The organism is Aeromonas sp. s4 (assembly GCF_040907855.1).
In the GTDB taxonomy this organism is placed as follows: domain Bacteria; phylum Pseudomonadota; class Gammaproteobacteria; order Enterobacterales; family Aeromonadaceae; genus Aeromonas; species Aeromonas caviae.
Window position 1 is genome coordinate 117,478 of sequence record NZ_JBFOCP010000002.1, and the last position, 16,978, is coordinate 134,455.

Annotated in this window: 13 protein-coding genes; 6 read left to right on the forward strand and 7 right to left on the reverse strand. The window is 61.8% G+C overall.

The features are described from left to right. Positions 1–9 precede the first annotated feature (9 nt). From lon to ppiD, 3 genes are all read left to right on the forward strand, one after another. A complete protein-coding gene (lon, locus tag AB5Y89_RS00825; protein ID WP_010674574.1) occupies positions 10–2,364 on the forward strand; it encodes an endopeptidase La in 2,355 nt (784 codons plus the stop codon). A 240-nt stretch (positions 2,365–2,604) separates the two neighbouring features. Then, the gene (gene hupB, locus AB5Y89_RS00830) at positions 2,605–2,877 is read left to right on the forward strand and encodes a nucleoid-associated protein HU-beta (protein WP_005315375.1); all 273 of its coding nucleotides are present in this window, start codon (positions 2,605–2,607) and stop codon (positions 2,875–2,877) included. A 149-nt stretch (positions 2,878–3,026) separates the two neighbouring features. Further along, positions 3,027–4,940: a peptidylprolyl isomerase gene (ppiD, locus tag AB5Y89_RS00835; protein WP_161957680.1), complete on the forward strand. Its 1,914-nt coding sequence runs from the start codon at positions 3,027–3,029 to the stop codon at positions 4,938–4,940. 282 nt (positions 4,941–5,222) lie between these two features. Here the strand turns inward: ppiD and AB5Y89_RS00840 are convergent, their stop codons facing one another. The 5 genes from AB5Y89_RS00840 to AB5Y89_RS00860 all read right to left on the reverse strand — a co-directional run bounded on the left by AB5Y89_RS00840 (position 5,223) and on the right by AB5Y89_RS00860 (position 11,513). Then, positions 5,223–6,815, reverse strand: a complete 1,593-nt coding sequence (locus tag AB5Y89_RS00840) for an ABC-F family ATPase (protein WP_045524774.1) — start codon at positions 6,813–6,815, stop codon at positions 5,223–5,225. Between the two features lie 210 nt (positions 6,816–7,025). Then, a complete protein-coding gene (locus tag AB5Y89_RS00845) occupies positions 7,026–8,681 on the reverse strand; it encodes a cation acetate symporter (RefSeq protein ID WP_039039048.1) in 1,656 nt (551 codons plus the stop codon). Continuing rightward, a complete protein-coding gene (locus AB5Y89_RS00850; RefSeq protein ID WP_039039049.1) occupies positions 8,678–8,989 on the reverse strand; it encodes a DUF485 domain-containing protein in 312 nt (103 codons plus the stop codon). Before AB5Y89_RS00850 ends, AB5Y89_RS00845 begins: the two co-directional genes overlap by 4 nt. 107 nt (positions 8,990–9,096) lie before the next feature. Next, entirely contained in the window at positions 9,097–9,723 is a 627-nt protein-coding gene (locus AB5Y89_RS00855; RefSeq protein WP_029314461.1) for a 3'-5' exonuclease, read from the reverse strand. Between the two features lie 2 nt (positions 9,724–9,725). Next, complete coding sequence (locus AB5Y89_RS00860; RefSeq protein WP_368222662.1) at positions 9,726–11,513, reverse strand: putative nucleotidyltransferase substrate binding domain-containing protein; 1,788 nt, start codon at positions 11,511–11,513, stop codon at positions 9,726–9,728. 157 nt (positions 11,514–11,670) lie between these two features. Here AB5Y89_RS00860 and AB5Y89_RS00865 point away from each other — a divergent pair, with 157 nt between their 5' ends. Then, complete coding sequence (locus AB5Y89_RS00865; RefSeq protein ID WP_042016074.1) at positions 11,671–12,477, forward strand: crotonase/enoyl-CoA hydratase family protein; 807 nt, start codon at positions 11,671–11,673, stop codon at positions 12,475–12,477. Positions 12,478–12,558: 81 nt separating this feature from the next. On the opposite strand, the gene AB5Y89_RS00870 is transcribed toward AB5Y89_RS00865, so the two are convergent. Beyond that, positions 12,559–14,052 (reverse strand): alanine/glycine:cation symporter family protein, encoded by a 1,494-nt coding sequence (locus tag AB5Y89_RS00870; protein ID WP_368222663.1) that lies wholly within the window; start codon positions 14,050–14,052, stop codon positions 12,559–12,561. 375 nt (positions 14,053–14,427) lie between these two features. Between AB5Y89_RS00870 and AB5Y89_RS00875 the strand changes: the two genes are divergently transcribed. Further along, positions 14,428–14,796: a GNAT family N-acetyltransferase gene (locus tag AB5Y89_RS00875; protein ID WP_233462931.1), complete on the forward strand. Its 369-nt coding sequence runs from the start codon at positions 14,428–14,430 to the stop codon at positions 14,794–14,796. Between the two features lie 18 nt (positions 14,797–14,814). Beyond that, positions 14,815–15,624 carry a zinc-dependent peptidase gene (locus AB5Y89_RS00880; protein WP_368222664.1) on the forward strand — a complete coding sequence of 270 codons (810 nt, stop codon included), beginning with the start codon at positions 14,815–14,817 and terminating at the stop codon, positions 15,622–15,624. A gap of 80 nt (positions 15,625–15,704) precedes the next feature. Here the strand turns inward: AB5Y89_RS00880 and AB5Y89_RS00885 are convergent, their stop codons facing one another. Beyond that, entirely contained in the window at positions 15,705–16,301 is a 597-nt protein-coding gene (locus AB5Y89_RS00885) for a GPR1/FUN34/YaaH family transporter (RefSeq protein WP_039039055.1), read from the reverse strand. Between the last annotated feature and the right edge of the window lie 677 nt (positions 16,302–16,978).

The following is a 16,978-nucleotide window of genomic DNA, read 5'->3' on the forward strand; positions in this document are numbered from 1 at the left end:
AGGACATATATGAACCTAGAGCGTTCAGAACGCATCGAGATTCCCGTCCTGCCTCTTCGTGACGTGGTGGTCTATCCCCACATGGTCATTCCACTCTTTGTGGGGCGGGAAAAATCCATTCGCTGTCTGGAAGCGGCCATGGAGCAGGACAAGAAAGTCCTGCTGGTGGCCCAGAAGGATGCGTCGACTGACGAACCGACGGTGGAGGAAATTTTCTCCGTCGGGACAGTGGCCAATATTCTGCAGATGCTCAAGCTGCCGGACGGCACCGTCAAGGTGCTGGTGGAGGGGGGCCAGCGTGCCCGCCTTGAGCGGATGATCGACGATCGCGACTTCTTTGTCGGGGAGGCCCAGTACATCGCGTCCGCCCCCATCGAGGAGAAGGATCAGGACGTGCTGGTGCGCTCTGCCATCGGCCAGTTCGAAGGTTACATCAAGCTCAACAAGAAGATCCCGCCCGAGGTACTCACCTCGATTTCGGCGATCGACGATGCGGCGCGCCTGGCCGATACCATGGCTGCCCACATGCCACTCAAGCTCGAAGACAAGCAGAAGGTGCTGGAAATCGCCTCCGTGTCCGAGCGCATCGAGTTTCTGATGGCCATGATGGAGTCGGAGATCGACCTGTTGCAGGTCGAGAAGCGCATCCGCTCCCGGGTCAAGAAGCAGATGGAGAAGAGCCAGCGGGAGTATTACCTCAACGAGCAGATGAAGGCCATCCAGAAAGAGCTGGGTGAGCTGGAAGACAGCCCGGATGAATTCGAAGCCCTCAATCGCAAGATTGAAGAGGCCGGGATGCCGGAGGATGCCCGCGAGAAGGCCCAGGCCGAGCTCGCCAAGCTCAAGATGATGTCCCCCATGTCGGCGGAAGCCACCGTGGTGCGCAGCTATGTGGACTGGATGGTGCAGGTGCCCTGGAAGGCCCGCTCCAAGGTCAAGAAAGACCTGGGCAAGGCCCAGGAGGTGCTGGATGCGGATCACTATGGCCTGGACAAGGTCAAGGATCGCATCCTCGAATACCTGGCGGTGCAGGCGCGGGTGAACAAGCTCAAGGGCCCCATCCTCTGCCTGGTCGGGCCTCCCGGGGTGGGCAAGACCTCCCTGGGCCAGTCCATCGCCAAGGCAACCGGCCGCAAGTATGTGCGCATGGCCCTGGGTGGGGTGCGTGACGAGGCGGAGATCCGTGGTCACCGCCGTACCTACATCGGCTCCATGCCCGGCAAGCTCATCCAGAAGATGGCGAAAGTCGGCGTGAAGAACCCGCTGTTCCTGCTCGACGAAATCGACAAGATGAGCTCGGACATGCGTGGCGATCCCGCTTCCGCCCTGCTGGAGGTGCTGGATCCCGAGCAGAACAGCAGCTTCAACGATCACTATCTGGAAGTGGATTATGACCTGTCGGACGTGATGTTCGTGGCCACCTCCAACTCCATGAACATACCGGGTCCGCTGCTGGACCGGATGGAAGTGATCCGTCTGTCCGGTTACACCGAGGACGAGAAGCTCAACATTGCCAAGCAGCACCTGGTGGCCAAGCAGATCCAGCGCAACGGCCTGAAGCCTTCCGAGATCACCATCGAGGATTCGGCGCTGATCGGGGTGATTCGCTACTACACCCGCGAGGCGGGTGTGCGCAGCCTGGAGCGTGAAATCTCCAAAATCTGTCGCAAGGCAGTCAAACGCATCCTGCTGGACAAGAGCATCAAGCATGTTCAGGTCAACCAGGAGAACCTCAAGGAGTTCCTGGGGGTACAGCGCTTTGACTATGGCAAGGCCACCGACCAGAACCAGATTGGTCAGGTGTGCGGGCTGGCGTGGACCGAAGTGGGGGGCGATCTGCTCACCATCGAGACCACCAACATGCCGGGCAAGGGCAAGCTCACTTACACCGGTTCCCTCGGTGACGTGATGCAGGAGTCCATCCAGGCGGCCATGACGGTGGTGCGGGCCCGTGCCGAGAAGCTGCGTATCAACGGCGACTTCTACGAGAAGCGCGACATCCACGTGCACGTGCCGGAAGGGGCGACCCCGAAAGACGGCCCGAGCGCCGGTATCGCCATGTGTACCGCCCTGGTCTCCAGCCTCACCGGCAACCCGGTGCGTGCCGACGTGGCGATGACGGGTGAAATCACCCTGCGTGGCGAGGTGCTGCCCATCGGTGGTCTCAAGGAGAAACTGCTGGCGGCCCACCGTGGTGGCATCAAGCGTGTGCTGATCCCGAAAGAGAACGAACGTGACCTCGAGGAGATCCCGGCCAACGTCAAACAAGATCTTGAAATCTATCCGGTTCGCTGGATTGATGAGGTGCTTGCACTGGCGTTGCAGGACAATCCGCAAGGTTTCGAACGCGTTTCTGTCGTGTAAATGTTGATGCGCCGCAAATTTGGCGCATTCGGGGGGTGGTTAAGGCTTGCATGCACCGGACAACGGAAGTAGCCTTGACCACCGATCGGGTACTCATGATGAGTCGCAATGCGTGATGTGGCGCGGGTTTGCGCCAGATTGTCACTTGCAACTGATCAGGAGGCTTGTTATAAAACCTCCACTTGTTGTGGCCAGGGAAATCAGCGCCGCAGCGATGTTCGATAAAAGGGGAATATAAGAGTGAATAAATCTCAACTGATTGACAAGATTGCAGACGGTGCTGATATCTCCAAAGCTGCCGCTGGCCGTGCGCTGGATGCCTTCATCGATGCCGTGGGCGAAGCCCTGAAAGAGGGTGACCAGGTTGCTCTGGTTGGTTTCGGTACTTTCGCCGTTCGCGAGCGTGCAGCCCGTTCCGGCCGCAACCCGCAAACTGGTGCGACCATCGAAATCGCTGCCGGTAAAGTTCCTGCCTTCAAAGCCGGCAAGGCCCTGAAAGACGCGGTCAACTAAGCCGGTCGCTGATATCTATCGGCACCGTCCTTGGTCTCTGACCAGACAAGTGAGAGGGCTCTCCCTCATACTGCTTGACCAAGGCGCATCGCAATCGGTGCGCCTTTTCATTATTTACGCCCATCGAGTTCGGGAGCATAAGTACAAACATGATGTTGGATAAACTACGCGAAGGGGCGCAGGGCAAGGTAGCCAAGGTTATCTTGGGCCTGATCATCCTCTCCTTTGCCTTGGCCGGGGTAGGCAGCTACCTCAATGGCCCGGCACGTACCGCCCCCGCCACCGTCAACGGCAATGACATCAGTGCCCCCGCACTGGAGAATGCCTACCGCAATGAGCGGGCCCGTATGGAATCCCAAATGGGTGAGGCCTTCAACCAGCTGGCCGCCAATCCCGATTACATGAAACAGTTCCGCCGTGGCGTGCTGGACCGTCTGATCGATCAGGCGCTGATCGATGACAAGGCCCGCTCCCTGGGTCTGCGCGTCAGCGATGAGCAGATCAAGCAGGCCATCGTCGCCATGCCCGAGTTTGCCGAGAACGGCAAGTTCAGCAATGACCGCTACCTGCAGCTCATTCGCCGTGCCGGCATGACCCCCGAGATGTTCCGCGACTCCCTGCGCCAGGACATGGTGCGCCAGCAATTGATGGGCGCCGTGCTGGGATCGGAGTTCGCCCTCAAGGGTGAAGCAGAGCAACTGGATCGTCTCTACAACCAGACCCGTGACCTGCGCCTGATCCGTCTGGCCGCTTCCGCCTATGTGGACGGGATCGAGGTGAGCGATGCCGAGGTGGAGCAGTTCTACAAGGCCAACAGCGCTCGCTTCATGAACGACGAGACGGTCAAGGTCGACTATCTGCTGCTCGATGCCGCGAACCTTGGCAAGAACATCAAGGTCACCGAGCAGGATGCCCAGGATTACTACGACCAGCATCAGGATCTGTTCCAGCGTCCCGAGCGCCGTCAGGTGGCGCACATCCTGATCCCGTTTGGCAAGGATGAAAAGGCCGCCGAGCAGAAAGCCGAGGCCGTGCTGGCCAAGGCCAAGGCGGGTGACGATTTCGCCGCGCTGGCCAAGGCCGACTCCTCCGATACTTTCTCCGCGAAGAAGGGCGGGGAGCTCGACTGGTTCGAGAAAGGGGTGATGGATCCTGCCTTCGAGAAAGCCGCGTTCGCGCTGGCCAAGGCTGGCGATCTCTCCGCCGTGGTGAAGAGCCCGTTCGGCTTCCACATCATCAAGCTGCTGGCTGTCGAGCCTGCCAAGACCAAGCCCTTCGTGGACGTGATGAGCGATACCATCGCCCGTCTGCAGTCTGAGAAGGCCAAGGAGCAGTTCTTCGCCGAACAGCAGAAGATGGCCGACAGCAGCTTCGAGAACCCGGACTCCCTGGACTTGACCGCCGAAGCCATGGGCCTCCAGGTGCAGTCCACTGGCTATTTCAGTCAGGCCGATGCGCCGGCACCGCTCAATGATCCCAAGGTGCTCTCCGTGGCGTTCTCCGAACAGCTGCGCGATGACAACACCAACTCCGACGTGATCGAGCTGGCTGACGGCAAGGCGCTGGTGCTGCACATCATGGGTCACCAGCCGAAGGCGGCCAAGCCGCTTGCCGAGGTGAAAGAGCAGGTGATCACCGCCATCAAGCACGACAAGGCCAGTGAAGTGGCCCGTGGCAAGGCCCAGGGTCTGCTGGACAAGCTCAAGGCCGGTGAGAACGTTCAGGCCGACCTGACCGCGCTGGGTCTGAAAGTGGATACCCATACCGGCGTATCCCGTTTCGCCCAGGAGATGGACCAGAACCTGGTGACCCAGGTGTTCCGCATGCCCCATCCGACCGATGGCAAGCCGAGCGTCGAGCTGGTGACCGAAGCCAACGGTGATCGTGTGGTGGTGGCGCTGGACAAGGTCAACGTCATCAAGGAGCCGTCCCAGATGGTGAGCCTGCTGCAAGGTCAGTTGGGTCAGGGCAAGGCACAGGCCGACTACAAGTCGCTGATCGACGAGCTGCGCAAGGCGGCCAAGATCGAATACTTCACCGACGTGGAAGCCACTGTCGAGTAAGTCAGCCTCACGGCCCCAAGTGTGAAAACGGCTCCATGATGGAGCCGTTTTTTTGTGCCATTGACAGCCCGGCAGAGCGGGCGGGCGCAGGAGGGAAGGGCCAGGCACGGGCTTGTGCTGCCTATCCTGGCTGGGGATGAGCGGGGCAGGTGTATGACAGCGCGCTGTACTCTTGCTCTCCCTATCCCCAATCCTTCTCTTGCTGTGGGGCGTGATCAAGGAGGCATAAAAAAACCGGCGCACGAGGCGCCGGTTCTGATCGCTTTGCTTGAAAGCGGAGGATTACACCACACCCTGGGTGCGCAGGTAATCCTCGTAGGTGCCGCCGAAGTCGCGGATGCCGTCTTCGGTCAGTTCCAGGATGCGGGTCGCCAGGGAGGAGACGAACTCGCGGTCGTGGGAGACGAAGATCAGGGTGCCCTTGTACATCTCCAGCGCCAGGTTCAAGGATTCGATGGATTCCATGTCCAGGTGGTTGGTCGGTTCATCCATGATCAGGATGTTGGGGCGCTGCATCATCAGCTTGCCGAACAGCATCCGGCCCTGTTCACCACCGGAAAGCACCTTGACCGGCTTCTTGATGTCGTCCTGGGAGAAGAGCAGACGACCCAGCACGGAGCGCACCGCCTGCTCGTCTTCGTTCTCCTGCTTCCATTGGGCCATCCAGTCGAACACATTGAGATCGGTGTCGAAATCGTCGGCGTGATCCTGGGCGTAGTAGCCGATCTGGGCGTTCTCGGACCACTTGATGGTGCCGGTATCCGGTGCCAGGGCACCGACCAGCGTCTTGATCAGGGTGGACTTACCGATCCCGTTGGTACCCAGGATGGCGACCTTCTCGCCCACTTCCAGCATCATATTGAGCCCCTTGAACAGGGGACCGTCGCCATAACCTTTGGAGACGCCTTCGATCTCCAGGATGTTGCGGTAGAGCTTCTTGTCCTGCTCGAAGCGGATGAAGGGGTTCTGACGGCTGGATACCTTTACTTCCTCAATCTTGATCTTGTCGATCTGCTTGAGGCGGGAGGTAGCCTGGCTGGACTTGGAGGCGTTGGCGCTGAAGCGGGAGACGAAGGATTGCAGATCGGCGATCTGGGCCTTCTTCTTGGCGTTGTCGGCCAGCAGGCGCTCGCGGGCCTGGGTGGCAGCCAGCATGTACTCGTCGTAGTTGCCCGGGTAGACCCGCAGCTCGCCGTAGTCCAGATCCGCCATGTGGGTGCAGACGGAGTTCAGGAAGTGACGGTCGTGAGAGATGATGATCATGGTGCTTTCACGATCGTTGAGCACCTGCTCCAGCCAGCGAATGGTGTTGATGTCCAGGTTGTTGGTCGGTTCGTCCAGCAACAGGATGTCGGGGTTGGAGAAGAGCGCCTGCGCCAGCAGTACCCGCAGTTTCCAGCCCGGGGCCACTTCGCTCATCGGGCCGTTGTGCTGCTCGATGGGAATACCGGCACCCAGCAGCAGTTCGCCTGCGCGGGATTCGGCGGTGTAGCCATCATATTCGGCGACCAGGCCTTCCAGCTCGGCGGCCTTCATGTAGTCGTCGTCGGTGGCCTCCAGGTTGGCGTAGATGGCATCGCGTTCGGCGATGGCGGCCCACAGCTCGGTGTGGCCCATCATAACCACGTCCAGTACGCGCATCTCTTCGTAGGCGAACTGATCCTGGCGCAGCTTACCGATGCGTTCGTTGACGTCCAGGCTCACATTACCGCCAGTGGGCTCCAGATCGCCGCCGAGGATCTTCATAAAGGTGGACTTGCCACAGCCGTTGGCACCGATGAGGCCGTAGCGGTTGCCGCCGCCAAACTTGACGCTGATGTTCTCAAACAGCGGCTTGGCGCCGAACTGCATGGTGATGTTGTTGCTTGAAAGCACTGGAATGTCCCGGTTGGTCTGTCAAATGGCGCGCATTATGGCACAGATCCCCTGAAAGTTTTAGCAGGAACTGTGATCTGGCCCCATTGCAGGGGGGAAGGTTTCACGACCAGGCCGGCAACGGGCTCCGGCCTCTCTTGCAGAGAGGAGGCGAGGGGGCGGTCATGAAAAAAGCCGGCACTGGGCCGGCTTGGATGCGTGGGGTATCACTTAGTGGGCGGAGGCGCCGGAGGCACCGAGCCCGGTCTGGGAGCGGACGAACTGCGGGAAGAACTTCGCATGCTCGTCGGAGGCTGCCTGGGACTTGTCGGTGACCGAGAAGAACCAGATCCCGATGAAGGCCAGCCCCATGGAGAAGAGCGCCGGGTATTCGTAGGGGAAGATGGCCTGGGCATGACCCAGTACTTTCACCCAGACGGTGGGGCCCAGGATCATCAGGGTCACGGCGCTGATGAGACCGAGCCAGCCGCCATAGACGGCGCCACGGGTGGTCAGGCGGGACCAGAACATGGAGAGGAAAAGCACCGGGAAGTTGCAGCTCGCCGCGATGGAGAAGGCCAGGCCCACCATGAAGGCGATGTTCTGCTTCTCGAACAGGATGCCAAGGCCGATGGCGACCACACCCAGCACCAGGGTGGTCATCTTGGAGACGCGCAACTCGTCGGCCTCGTTGGCCTTGCCTTCCTTGATGACGCAGGCGTAGAGGTCGTGAGAGACCGCGGAGGCCCCCGCCAGGGTCAGCCCGGCCACGACCGCCAGTATGGTGGCAAACGCCACGGCGGAGATGAAGCCCAGGAACAGGCTGCCGCCCACCGCATCGGCCAGATGGACCGCCGCCATGTTGGTGCCCCCCAGCAGGGCGCCGGTGGCGTCCTTGAAGTCCGGGTTGGTGCTGACCAGCAGGATGGCGCCAAAGCCGATGATGAAGGTGAGGATGTAGAAGTAGCCGATGAAGCCGGTGGCATAGAACACCGATTTACGGGCTTCCTTGGCATCGCTCACGGTAAAGAAGCGCATCAGGATGTGGGGCAGACCGGCGGTACCGAACATCAGGGCCAGCCCAAGGGAGATGGCGGAGATGGGGTCGGCGACCAGACCGCCCGGGCTCATTATGGCCGCACCATTGGCATGCACCTTGACCGCTTCGCTGAATAGGGTACCGACGTCGAAGTTGACGGACTTCATCACCATGATGGCCATGAAGGAGGCACCGGAGAGCAGCATCACCGCCTTGATGATCTGTACCCAGGTGGTGGCCAGCATGCCGCCGAACAGCACGTAGAGCACCATCAGGATGCCGACCAGCACCACGGCCACATGGTATTGGAGGCCGAACAGCAGCTCGATGAGCTTGCCGGCACCGACCATCTGGGCGATGAGGTAGAGGGCGACCACCACCAGGGAGCCGCTGGCGGAGAGGCTGCGCACCGAGGTCTGCTTGAGGCGGTAGGAGGCCACGTCGGCAAAGGTGTACTTGCCGAGGTTGCGCAGCCGCTCCGCGATCAGGAACAGGATGATGGGCCAGCCCACCAGGAAGCCGATGGAGTAGATGAGACCGTCGTAGCCCGAGGTATAGACCAGGGCGGAGATGCCGAGGAAGGAGGCGGCGGACATGTAGTCACCGGCGATGGCCAGACCGTTCTGGAAGCCGGTGATGCGCCCGCCAGCGGCGTAGTAGTCGGAAGCCGAGCGGTTGCGCTTGGAGGCCCAGTAGGTGATGAACAGGGTGGCGGCCACGAAGACCACGAACATCACGATGGCCGAGATATTGAGGGGTTGGCGTTGCACCTCGCCGCTGATGGCGTCGGCCGCCAGCAAGGGGGTGGAGATCAGACCTGCCAGCGGCAGCAGAAACTTGCCTTTCATGATTGCGCTCCCTTGAGGATCTTCTGGTTCAGCTCGTCGAACTCGCCGTTGGCACGAAATACGTAGATACCGGTCAGCACGAAGGCCGATACGATGAGACCAATCCCGACCGGGATGCCACGGGTGATGCTGGAGCCTTCGCTCAAGGGGGTGCCAAGCCAGCCAGGTGCAAAGGCGATGAGCAGGATGAACGCCAGGTAGAGCCCCAGCATCAGGATGGAGAGGGTCCAGGCAAAACGCTGGCGTTTGGCGACCAGTGCCTGGAAGTTGGGATCTTGCTGGATCCGAAGATACGGTTGCTGTTCCATTGCAGTTCTCCATGACAGTGAATGTCAGCGGTGGATGAGGGGTTCCCTACCGGACAGCACGGCTGTCCATGTAAGCAAAATGTGAATTAAATGTTATTGCCGAACAATTAGACTTTGGGATAAGCCAGGGGGCCGCCCTGATGCAGGCGAACAAAGACAAGGGCGGCGGTGACGGCATCGCTCAGGGCGTCGTGGGGGGGCAGGGCTGGCAGCGCCAGATGGCGACAGATCGCGGCCAGGTGCAGATCGATGGCGGCATCGGGATAGCGGCGATAGAGGTGATCGTGATAGAGGCGGCTCACCTCGATGCCGCGCTGGGGCAGGGTGAGCCCCCACAGCCGTTGGCAGGCGAGGTTGAGAATGCGCAGGTCATAGGCGATGTGATATCCCACCAGCTCACGGGGGCCGATGAACTCCAGCAGCGCGCGCAGCGCGGGCTCCAGTGCCATTCCCTGTTGCAGATCCTGATGGCGCAGGCCGTGGATCACCACGGACCCGGCGCTCAGGCTGGCGGGAGCCTGGACCCGGATGGCAAGGGCATCGCCCGTCTCTATCCGGTTGCCCCGGATGCGCACCGCCCCGATGGAGACGATCTCCGCCAGCGCCGGATCCAGGCTGGTGGTCTCGAAGTCCAGCGCCACCCACTCGTCGCCAGCAGGGCGGGCAAAGAGCGGGGCAAACTCCCCCTCCCGAAACGTCCTGCCAAGCCAGCGGCGGCGCCAGTGCATCCACATCGCTATTGCCTAAGACGAAAGTGCAAGGTGAGCCATTGCTGGAACTTCTTCACCTGGTGCAGGGCATGGCGCAGCAGATCCCGCTCTGCGGGGCCGAGGTCTGCCACCCGCACCCGTCCGTCTCCCTCCTGCAACTGGCTGCGCAGCCGAAGCCGCATGAACAGCCGGAAGGCCTCCGCCAGATTGGTGCCATAGTCCCGGCTGAGGCGTCCCTGGCCCACCAGGGCCTCGATGCGTCCTGTGGTCGAGGTCTCCAGGATCCCCGCCTCCAGGGAGAGTACCCGGACGCCGTGGACCAGAGGGAAGAGGCCGCCCCGCTTGAGATCCAGCCCCTCCGGGGCTTGCTCCAGCCTGCCAAAGAGGGTGAGGGGGGCATGAAAGGCGACGGCGGCCCTTGCCATCTCCGCCAGCAGATCCGGCCGGTCGGCGAGGCAGGCCCGCAGGTGACGGGCGACGGGGGCGAGCCGGGCGCGATCTCCCGTGATGGCCTGGGCATCGGCCAGGGTGGCGAGCCAGAGCAGATCCGCTTCGCTGGCGCACACACAGGCCTGCTCTATCCCTTGCAGCCAGCCGCCAAGCGGCTTCACCCATGCCGGGTTGTTGACCATCACCCTGCCCGGGCAAGGGGGATAACCCAGGCGCGCCAGCAGGGCGCTGAAGGCGGCCAGATCCGCCGACTGGGTGGGCCACGGCAGGCCATCCGGCAGGATCAGGGCATTGTCCTGATCGGTTTTCTGGATCTGCTCGCCACGCCCCTCCGACCCCAGCATCAGCAGGCACACCTGCTCTTGCTGCGCCGCAGGGATCACCAGGGAAAAGGCCTTGGCGATCAACTGCTCGTTGATGGTGGCGATGAGCTTCATCAGGAACAGGGTGTGGATCCCCTGGGCAAACAGGGAGCGAATGAGCTGCTGCTGCTCCCGGGCGACCGCCTCGAGGGCGGCCGGGGAGTCGGCGCGGGCGATGCGCAGGGTCAACACATGGGAGTGGGTGGAGAAGAGCCCGAGCACCTGGGTCAGATGCAGGATGCCTGCCACCTCCTGCCCCTGCCAGATGACCAGGCGCTTGATGCGGTGGCGGGTCATCAGCAGCAGGGCATCGAACAGATAGCTCCCCAGTGGCAGACCCGTCAGCGGGGTGGGGGTCAGCACCGCCAGCGGCGCACTGAGCGGCAATCCCTTGAGGGTGAGGGCGTGGAGCAGGGTCTTGCGGGTGGCCAGGCTCAGGCTGCCGTCTGCTCCGGGATAGAGCAGGCAGTCGGTGCCCCTGGTCACCATGGCCTCGGTGGCGGCCAGGAGCGAGAGGCTGCTTTCCACGATGAGCGGCGCCTGCAGATGGTCGGGAGCGATGCGGGTCAGGATGAACTCCGCCAGGTTCTGCTGCCCGAGCTGACTGCGCCGCTCCTGCTCCCGCTGGCGCTCCGCCAGGGTGGCGGTGAAGTAGCGGGCGATATGGGGGTGCGTGTCGCACAGGGCCAGAAAGACGGGGCGGGGAATGAGCTGGCAGAGGGTATCTTCCAGGGCGGCGAAACGGTGGCGGCAGTGCCCGTCAAACTGGGCTCGGACGTCGAACATGTCCCCCTCGCCATAGTCGCCAAAGGATTGATGGGGGGCAGACTCCTCCACGGCACCCTTGATGATGAGGTAGAGCCCGGCGGGCTCCTCCCCGGCGTGCTGCACCGTCTGGCCCGCGCGAAAGTAGCAGATGCTGAGGTGCTGACCGAGCCGCTGGCGTGCCTCCTCGTCCAGGCCGTCGAACGGTGGACGGGCAAAATTGAACAGAAGTGACATGAGAGGCTCCACCGTGACCATGGGGCCAGTCTGACAAAGGCTCCACCACCGGGCCAGCCGACTTTAGTCGCAGGCCCGGGGCGGCCTCCCTGTACCTGCCCATAACACTCTGGTAACGTTGTGGTATGACCAGTTGAATCAAAGGACGAAGACGGAGATGGAAAAGCCAAGGGTCAAATGGGTGTTTCAGGAGGGGATCGCCGAGGTGATGCTCTGCCGGGGGGACAAGCTCAACGCGCTGGATCGGGCCATGTTCGACGCCATCGACGAGACGCTGAACGCGGTATCCCGGCAAAAAGGGCTGCGGGCCGTGATCCTGCACGGGGAGGGGCGGGCGTTCTGCGCCGGGCTGGATGTGAAATCCATGCTGAGGCAGCCGGTGGCGGCGCTTGAGATCCTCAAGCGCGAGGCGGACGAGGCGACCAACCTGGCCCAGCGGGTGGCCTATGGCTGGCATCAATTGCCGGTGCCCGTGATTGCGGTGACCCAGGGGGTCTGTTTTGGCGGCGGCCTGCAGATAGCGCTCGGCGCCGATTTTCGCTTCAGCACCCCGGATTGCCGCTTCTCGGTGATGGAGATCAAGTGGGGCATCATCCCCGACATGAGCGGCAGCGTCACCCTGCGCAACCTGATGGGGATGGATACCGCCATGGAGCTTGCCATGAGCGGGCGCGAGCTGGAAGCCAGCGAAGCCAAGTCCCTCGGCCTGGTGAGCCGGGTGTGCGCGGATCCCCTGGAAGAGGCGCGGGCCTTTGCCCGGACCCTGATCACCAAGTCGCCGGATGCGCTGGCGGGGATCAAGCAGCTCTACACCCAGGCCTGGGCTTGCAGTGACGAGACAATGCTCAAGGAAGAGACCCGGTTGCAGAGGCAGATCCTGGGGCGCCCCAACCAGTGGCGGGCGACCCTCAACAGCCTGTTTCGCTGGCGCCTGCCGTTCGGACCCCGCCGCAACGCGCTCTGAACCGGCGCTCACTCTCAAGAGAGCACAAATAAAAATGGCAGCCTAGGCTGCCATTTTGTTATCTGTTTAGGGGTCAACGGTTCAGGTGGACTGACGGTCCGGTTCGAAGGGGTGACCGGATTGCTCCTGCTCCAGGTTTTGCTCGGAACGGCGGCCGGTCCAGTAGTCGGCGTTCTTGATGCCGAGCTTTTCCGGGTGGAACACGGGATCCAGACCCTTGGCCAGCTGTGCCTCGTAGTCCTTGAGGCAGGCGAAAGCCGGCTTTTGCAGCATCAAAATGGCGCCGATGTTGAGCCAGGCCATCAGGCCGACGCCGATGTCACCCAGACCCCAGGCCAGATCAGCGGTCTTGACGGTGCCGTAGACGGTGGATGCCATCAGTGCCAGCTTGAGCAGGAAGGTGAGCCAGGGGCGGTTAATCTTGCGATTGACAAAAGCGATGTTGGTTTCGGCGATGTAGTAGTAGGCCACGATGGTGGTGAAGGCGAAGAAGAACAGGGCGATGGCGACGAAGTAGTTGCCAAAGCCTGGCATCATGCTCTCCATGGCGGTCTGCACATAGCCTGGGCCGGCGGCTACGCCGGCGATGCCGGTGTAGAGGGCGGCACCGTCCGGACCCTGCACGTTGTACAGGCCGGTGATGAGTAGCATGAAGCCGGTGGCGGAGCAGACGAACAGGGTGTCGATGTAGACGGAGAACGCCTGCACCAGACCCTGCTTGGCCGGGTGGCTCACCGCGGCGGCGGAGGAGGCGTGCGGACCCGTGCCCTGGGCGGCTTCGTTGGAGTAGACCCCGCGCTTGACGCCCCACATGATGGCCAAGCCCAGAATGGCGCCGAAGCCGGCGTCCATCCCGAAGGCGCTCTTCCAGATGAGCAGGATCACGCCCGGCAGCTGGCCGATGTTCAGGGCGATGATGACGCAGGCGACGATGATGTAACCCAGCGCCATGAAGGGCACCACGGTACTGGCGAAGTTGGCGATGCGCTTGACGCCGCCGAAGATGATGAAACCGAGCAGCAGCGCCAGACCGGCGGCGGTCACGTTGGGGTCGATGGCAAAGGCGGTCTGCAGGCTGGAGCCGATGGAGTTTGCTTGTACGCCCGGCAGCAGCACGCCGCAGGCGAAGATGGTGGCGATGGCGAAGGTCCAGGCATACCACTTCATGCCCAGGCCCTTCTCGATGTAGAAGGCCGGGCCGCCGCGGTATTCACCGTTGATCTTCTCCTTGTAGACCTGGCCCAGGGTGGACTCCACGAAGGCGGAGCTGGCGCCGAGGAAGGCGACCATCCACATCCAGAACAGGGCGCCCGGGCCGCCGAAGGTGATGGCGGTGGCCACACCGGCGATGTTGCCGGTACCGACGCGACCGGCCAGGGTCATGGCAAGGGCCTGGAAGGAGGAGACGCCCGCATCCGTACTCTTGCCATCGAACATCAGGCGCACCATTTCCTTGATATGACGCAGTTGCAGGAAACGGCTGCGCAGGGAGAAGTAGAGGCCTACCCCCAGACACAGATAGATGAGCGCTGGGCTCCAAATCACGCCATTGATGGCATTGACGATCTCATTCATGTACAACAACTCCTTTGTTGCGCTGTCTTGGCGAGGTCTATATGCCTCGCTCCCTTAACATTGAAATATGCGGTGACCAAGGGGGTCACTCAGGATTGTGCGGGACTTTCGACTGGTTAGTCCGCGGGATTTAACATATCGGTTTGTTCAGGGCCTTCCTAGTGAAAAGTGTTGTGACTTTGTTAATTTGTGAATTGACATTAACAAATGGTGAATGGAACTGGACAAGATTCGGTACATACCCATCATCTGCCGCTTTGCCATGCCCAGAGGGCTGATTGAGGTAATGCAAATAGGAGGCCAGGAGTGGCAACAAGGGAAAACAGATACATCATTCGCCTCGCCGGGGAGGAAGATGGGGCCGGATTGACGGGGTTGTTTGCCCAGCTGGGCTACCCCAACCCTGACGGGGCGGTCAGCGCCAGGCTGGCCCAGCCCGATCCGGCGCGGGAGGTCCTGGTGGCCCTGTGCGAGGGGAGCCCGGTGGGGGTGCTGGTGTGGCACCACTTGCAACCCATGCACCTTGCACCAGCCTGGGGCCTGATCTCGGCGCTGGTTGTCGATGAGGGTGCAAGGGGAGGGGGCATCGGGGCCCTGCTGCTGGCGGCGGCAGAGCAGCGGGCGGCAGCCCTGGGGTGTGGCCAGCTGGAGCTCTCCAGCAGCCTCAAGCGCGAAGGGGCGCACCGATTTTATCTGGCGCAAGGGTATTGCGAGCGTCCGAAACGTTTTGTGAAAGCTGTCTGATTGGCAAGAGGAGTCCGTGTGTTCTGGTCCAGGTTGAAAGAGGTATTGGGTGGTGCATCTCCCTGGGAGCCCCGTCTCCCAGAAGAGCAGGAGTGGCGCGAGGCGCTGGCGGCGGTGCCCATCTTGCAGGGGCTTGAAGAAGAAGAGGCGCAGAGGCTGATGGAGCTGGCGCGCCATTTTCTCTCGCGCAAGACCCTCACCCAGATCGGGGTGGAACTGACGCCCCGCCAGCAGGGAGTGCTGGCCCTGCAGGCAGTGCTGCCCATCCTGCACCTGGGGTTCGATTGGTATCGAGGGTTCCACGAGGTGATCATCATCCCCGAGCCCGTGACCCGTCGTCAGGAGGTGCAGGACGAGTTCGGGCTGGTGAGCGAATTTGAAGAGGAGAACGCCGGAGAATCCTGGCCCCAGGGGCCGCTGGTGCTGGCCTGGAGCGAATTGCAGCAGGACGGGGACTGGGACGGATTCAACCTGGTGATCCATGAGCTTGCCCACAAGCTCGACATGCTGGGAGGGGATGCGGACGGTGCACCGCCCCTGCCGCGGGGCATGGATCCCCAGCAATGGACCCGGGCGCTGCAAGGTGCGTTTGACGAGATGAACGATCAGTTGACCAGAGAGGAAGTGACCGAGATAGACCCCTACGCCGCCTCGCACCCCGCCGAATTCTTCGCGGTGTGCAGCGAGAGCTTCTTCACCGATCCGTTGCGTCTGCGCGCCGTCTACCCCGCGGTCTATGACCAGTTCGCCCGCTTCTACGGCCAGGATCCCGCCGCCCGCTACCCGGCCACCCGATTGCTGGCTGGGGATCCCGGGGCGCAGGGCTGACCGGCACGGTGTCCGGGCGGTAGAAACACAAAAGGCACCCCCGAGGGTGCCTTTTTCGTGACAGCGATGTCGCCGGGTGCTTAGGCAGCGGCTTTGAGCTCGACGGGAGCGGCTTTCTTCTGCTCGCCGATGGGCAGCACGGTGCGACCGAACTGCTCGTTGATCACGGTGGCCATGGCCAGGTAGATGGCGCTGGCGCCGCAGATGATGCCTTCGAAACCGGCGATGGTGCCGATCAGGGTGCTGCCGGTGAAGTCACGGGCGGCCAGCAGGAAGAACAGCACGGTCAGGGAGGCGAACACGAACTGCTTCACGCGGGGGAAGTTGACGGTCCCGATCAGCATGAACAGGGTGAACATGCCCCACATCAGCAGGTACCAGCCCATGTAGGCGTGGGGGGTGGCCTCGGCCAGACCCATGGTCGGCATCACCAGCAGGAACACCAGGCTCCACCAGAAGGTGCCGTAGGAGATGAAGGCGGTGACACCGAAGGTGTTGCCACGCTTGTACTCCATGATGCCGGCGATGATCTGGGCCAGACCGCCATAGCACAGACCCATGGCCAGGATCATGGCGCTGATGGGGAAGAAACCTGCGTTATGGATGTTCAGCAGAATGGTGGTCATACCGAAACCCATCAGACCCAGAGGGGCAGGGTTGGCCAATTTTTCGCTCACGTGGTGTTCTCCAACAATAGAGGTGGGGTTGATAAAAGACGCGCGATTTTAGGCAGGCTCAGGGTCCCGGGCAAGGGGGGGACACACAGAAATGGTAAAAAAAGAACACGAAAGTTTAAGTGGCCAACCATTCGTGCCATTCAGGTAGACGAGTGGTGAACGAAAAACGTTTTCAACGTTGCGATTTTGTATAAAAAGCACCTTGGTATGAAAGTCGGCAACGATGGTGGTGACTGGGATTGGTGAGGGAAACACGCCCCGGATGGTCGCGTCATGGCGGCTTGATTGAAAAATGAGTTCATATGCCATCAGACCAGAGTGTTTCCCTCCTGTTTGTGACCCATGGACCTCCCGTATCGCTTGCCATCGCAGTGTCCGTTGCGCTCCCCATTTTCTCGTCAACCCCGCGCTCGCCACCGTGTTCCCTACACAAGGGCGGGGCGTCAGAGAAACCCGCAAGCGCGCCGTGTTGACTGCCACGGGCGAAAGGGGCGCAAGATCAACGGGCAGGATCAGAGGCTGCCCTTGTCAAAAAGCCAGAAGCGGGATGGGCCATGGGCCCAGATGACAAAAACCAAGACGCAAGAGGTTGAGCCAAGGGATCGCCCTGTGGCCGGAGGCTTCAACATGCAGACACGGCAGCAAGGGGGGCCAGTGAAGAGGCTTCAAAATGTAAG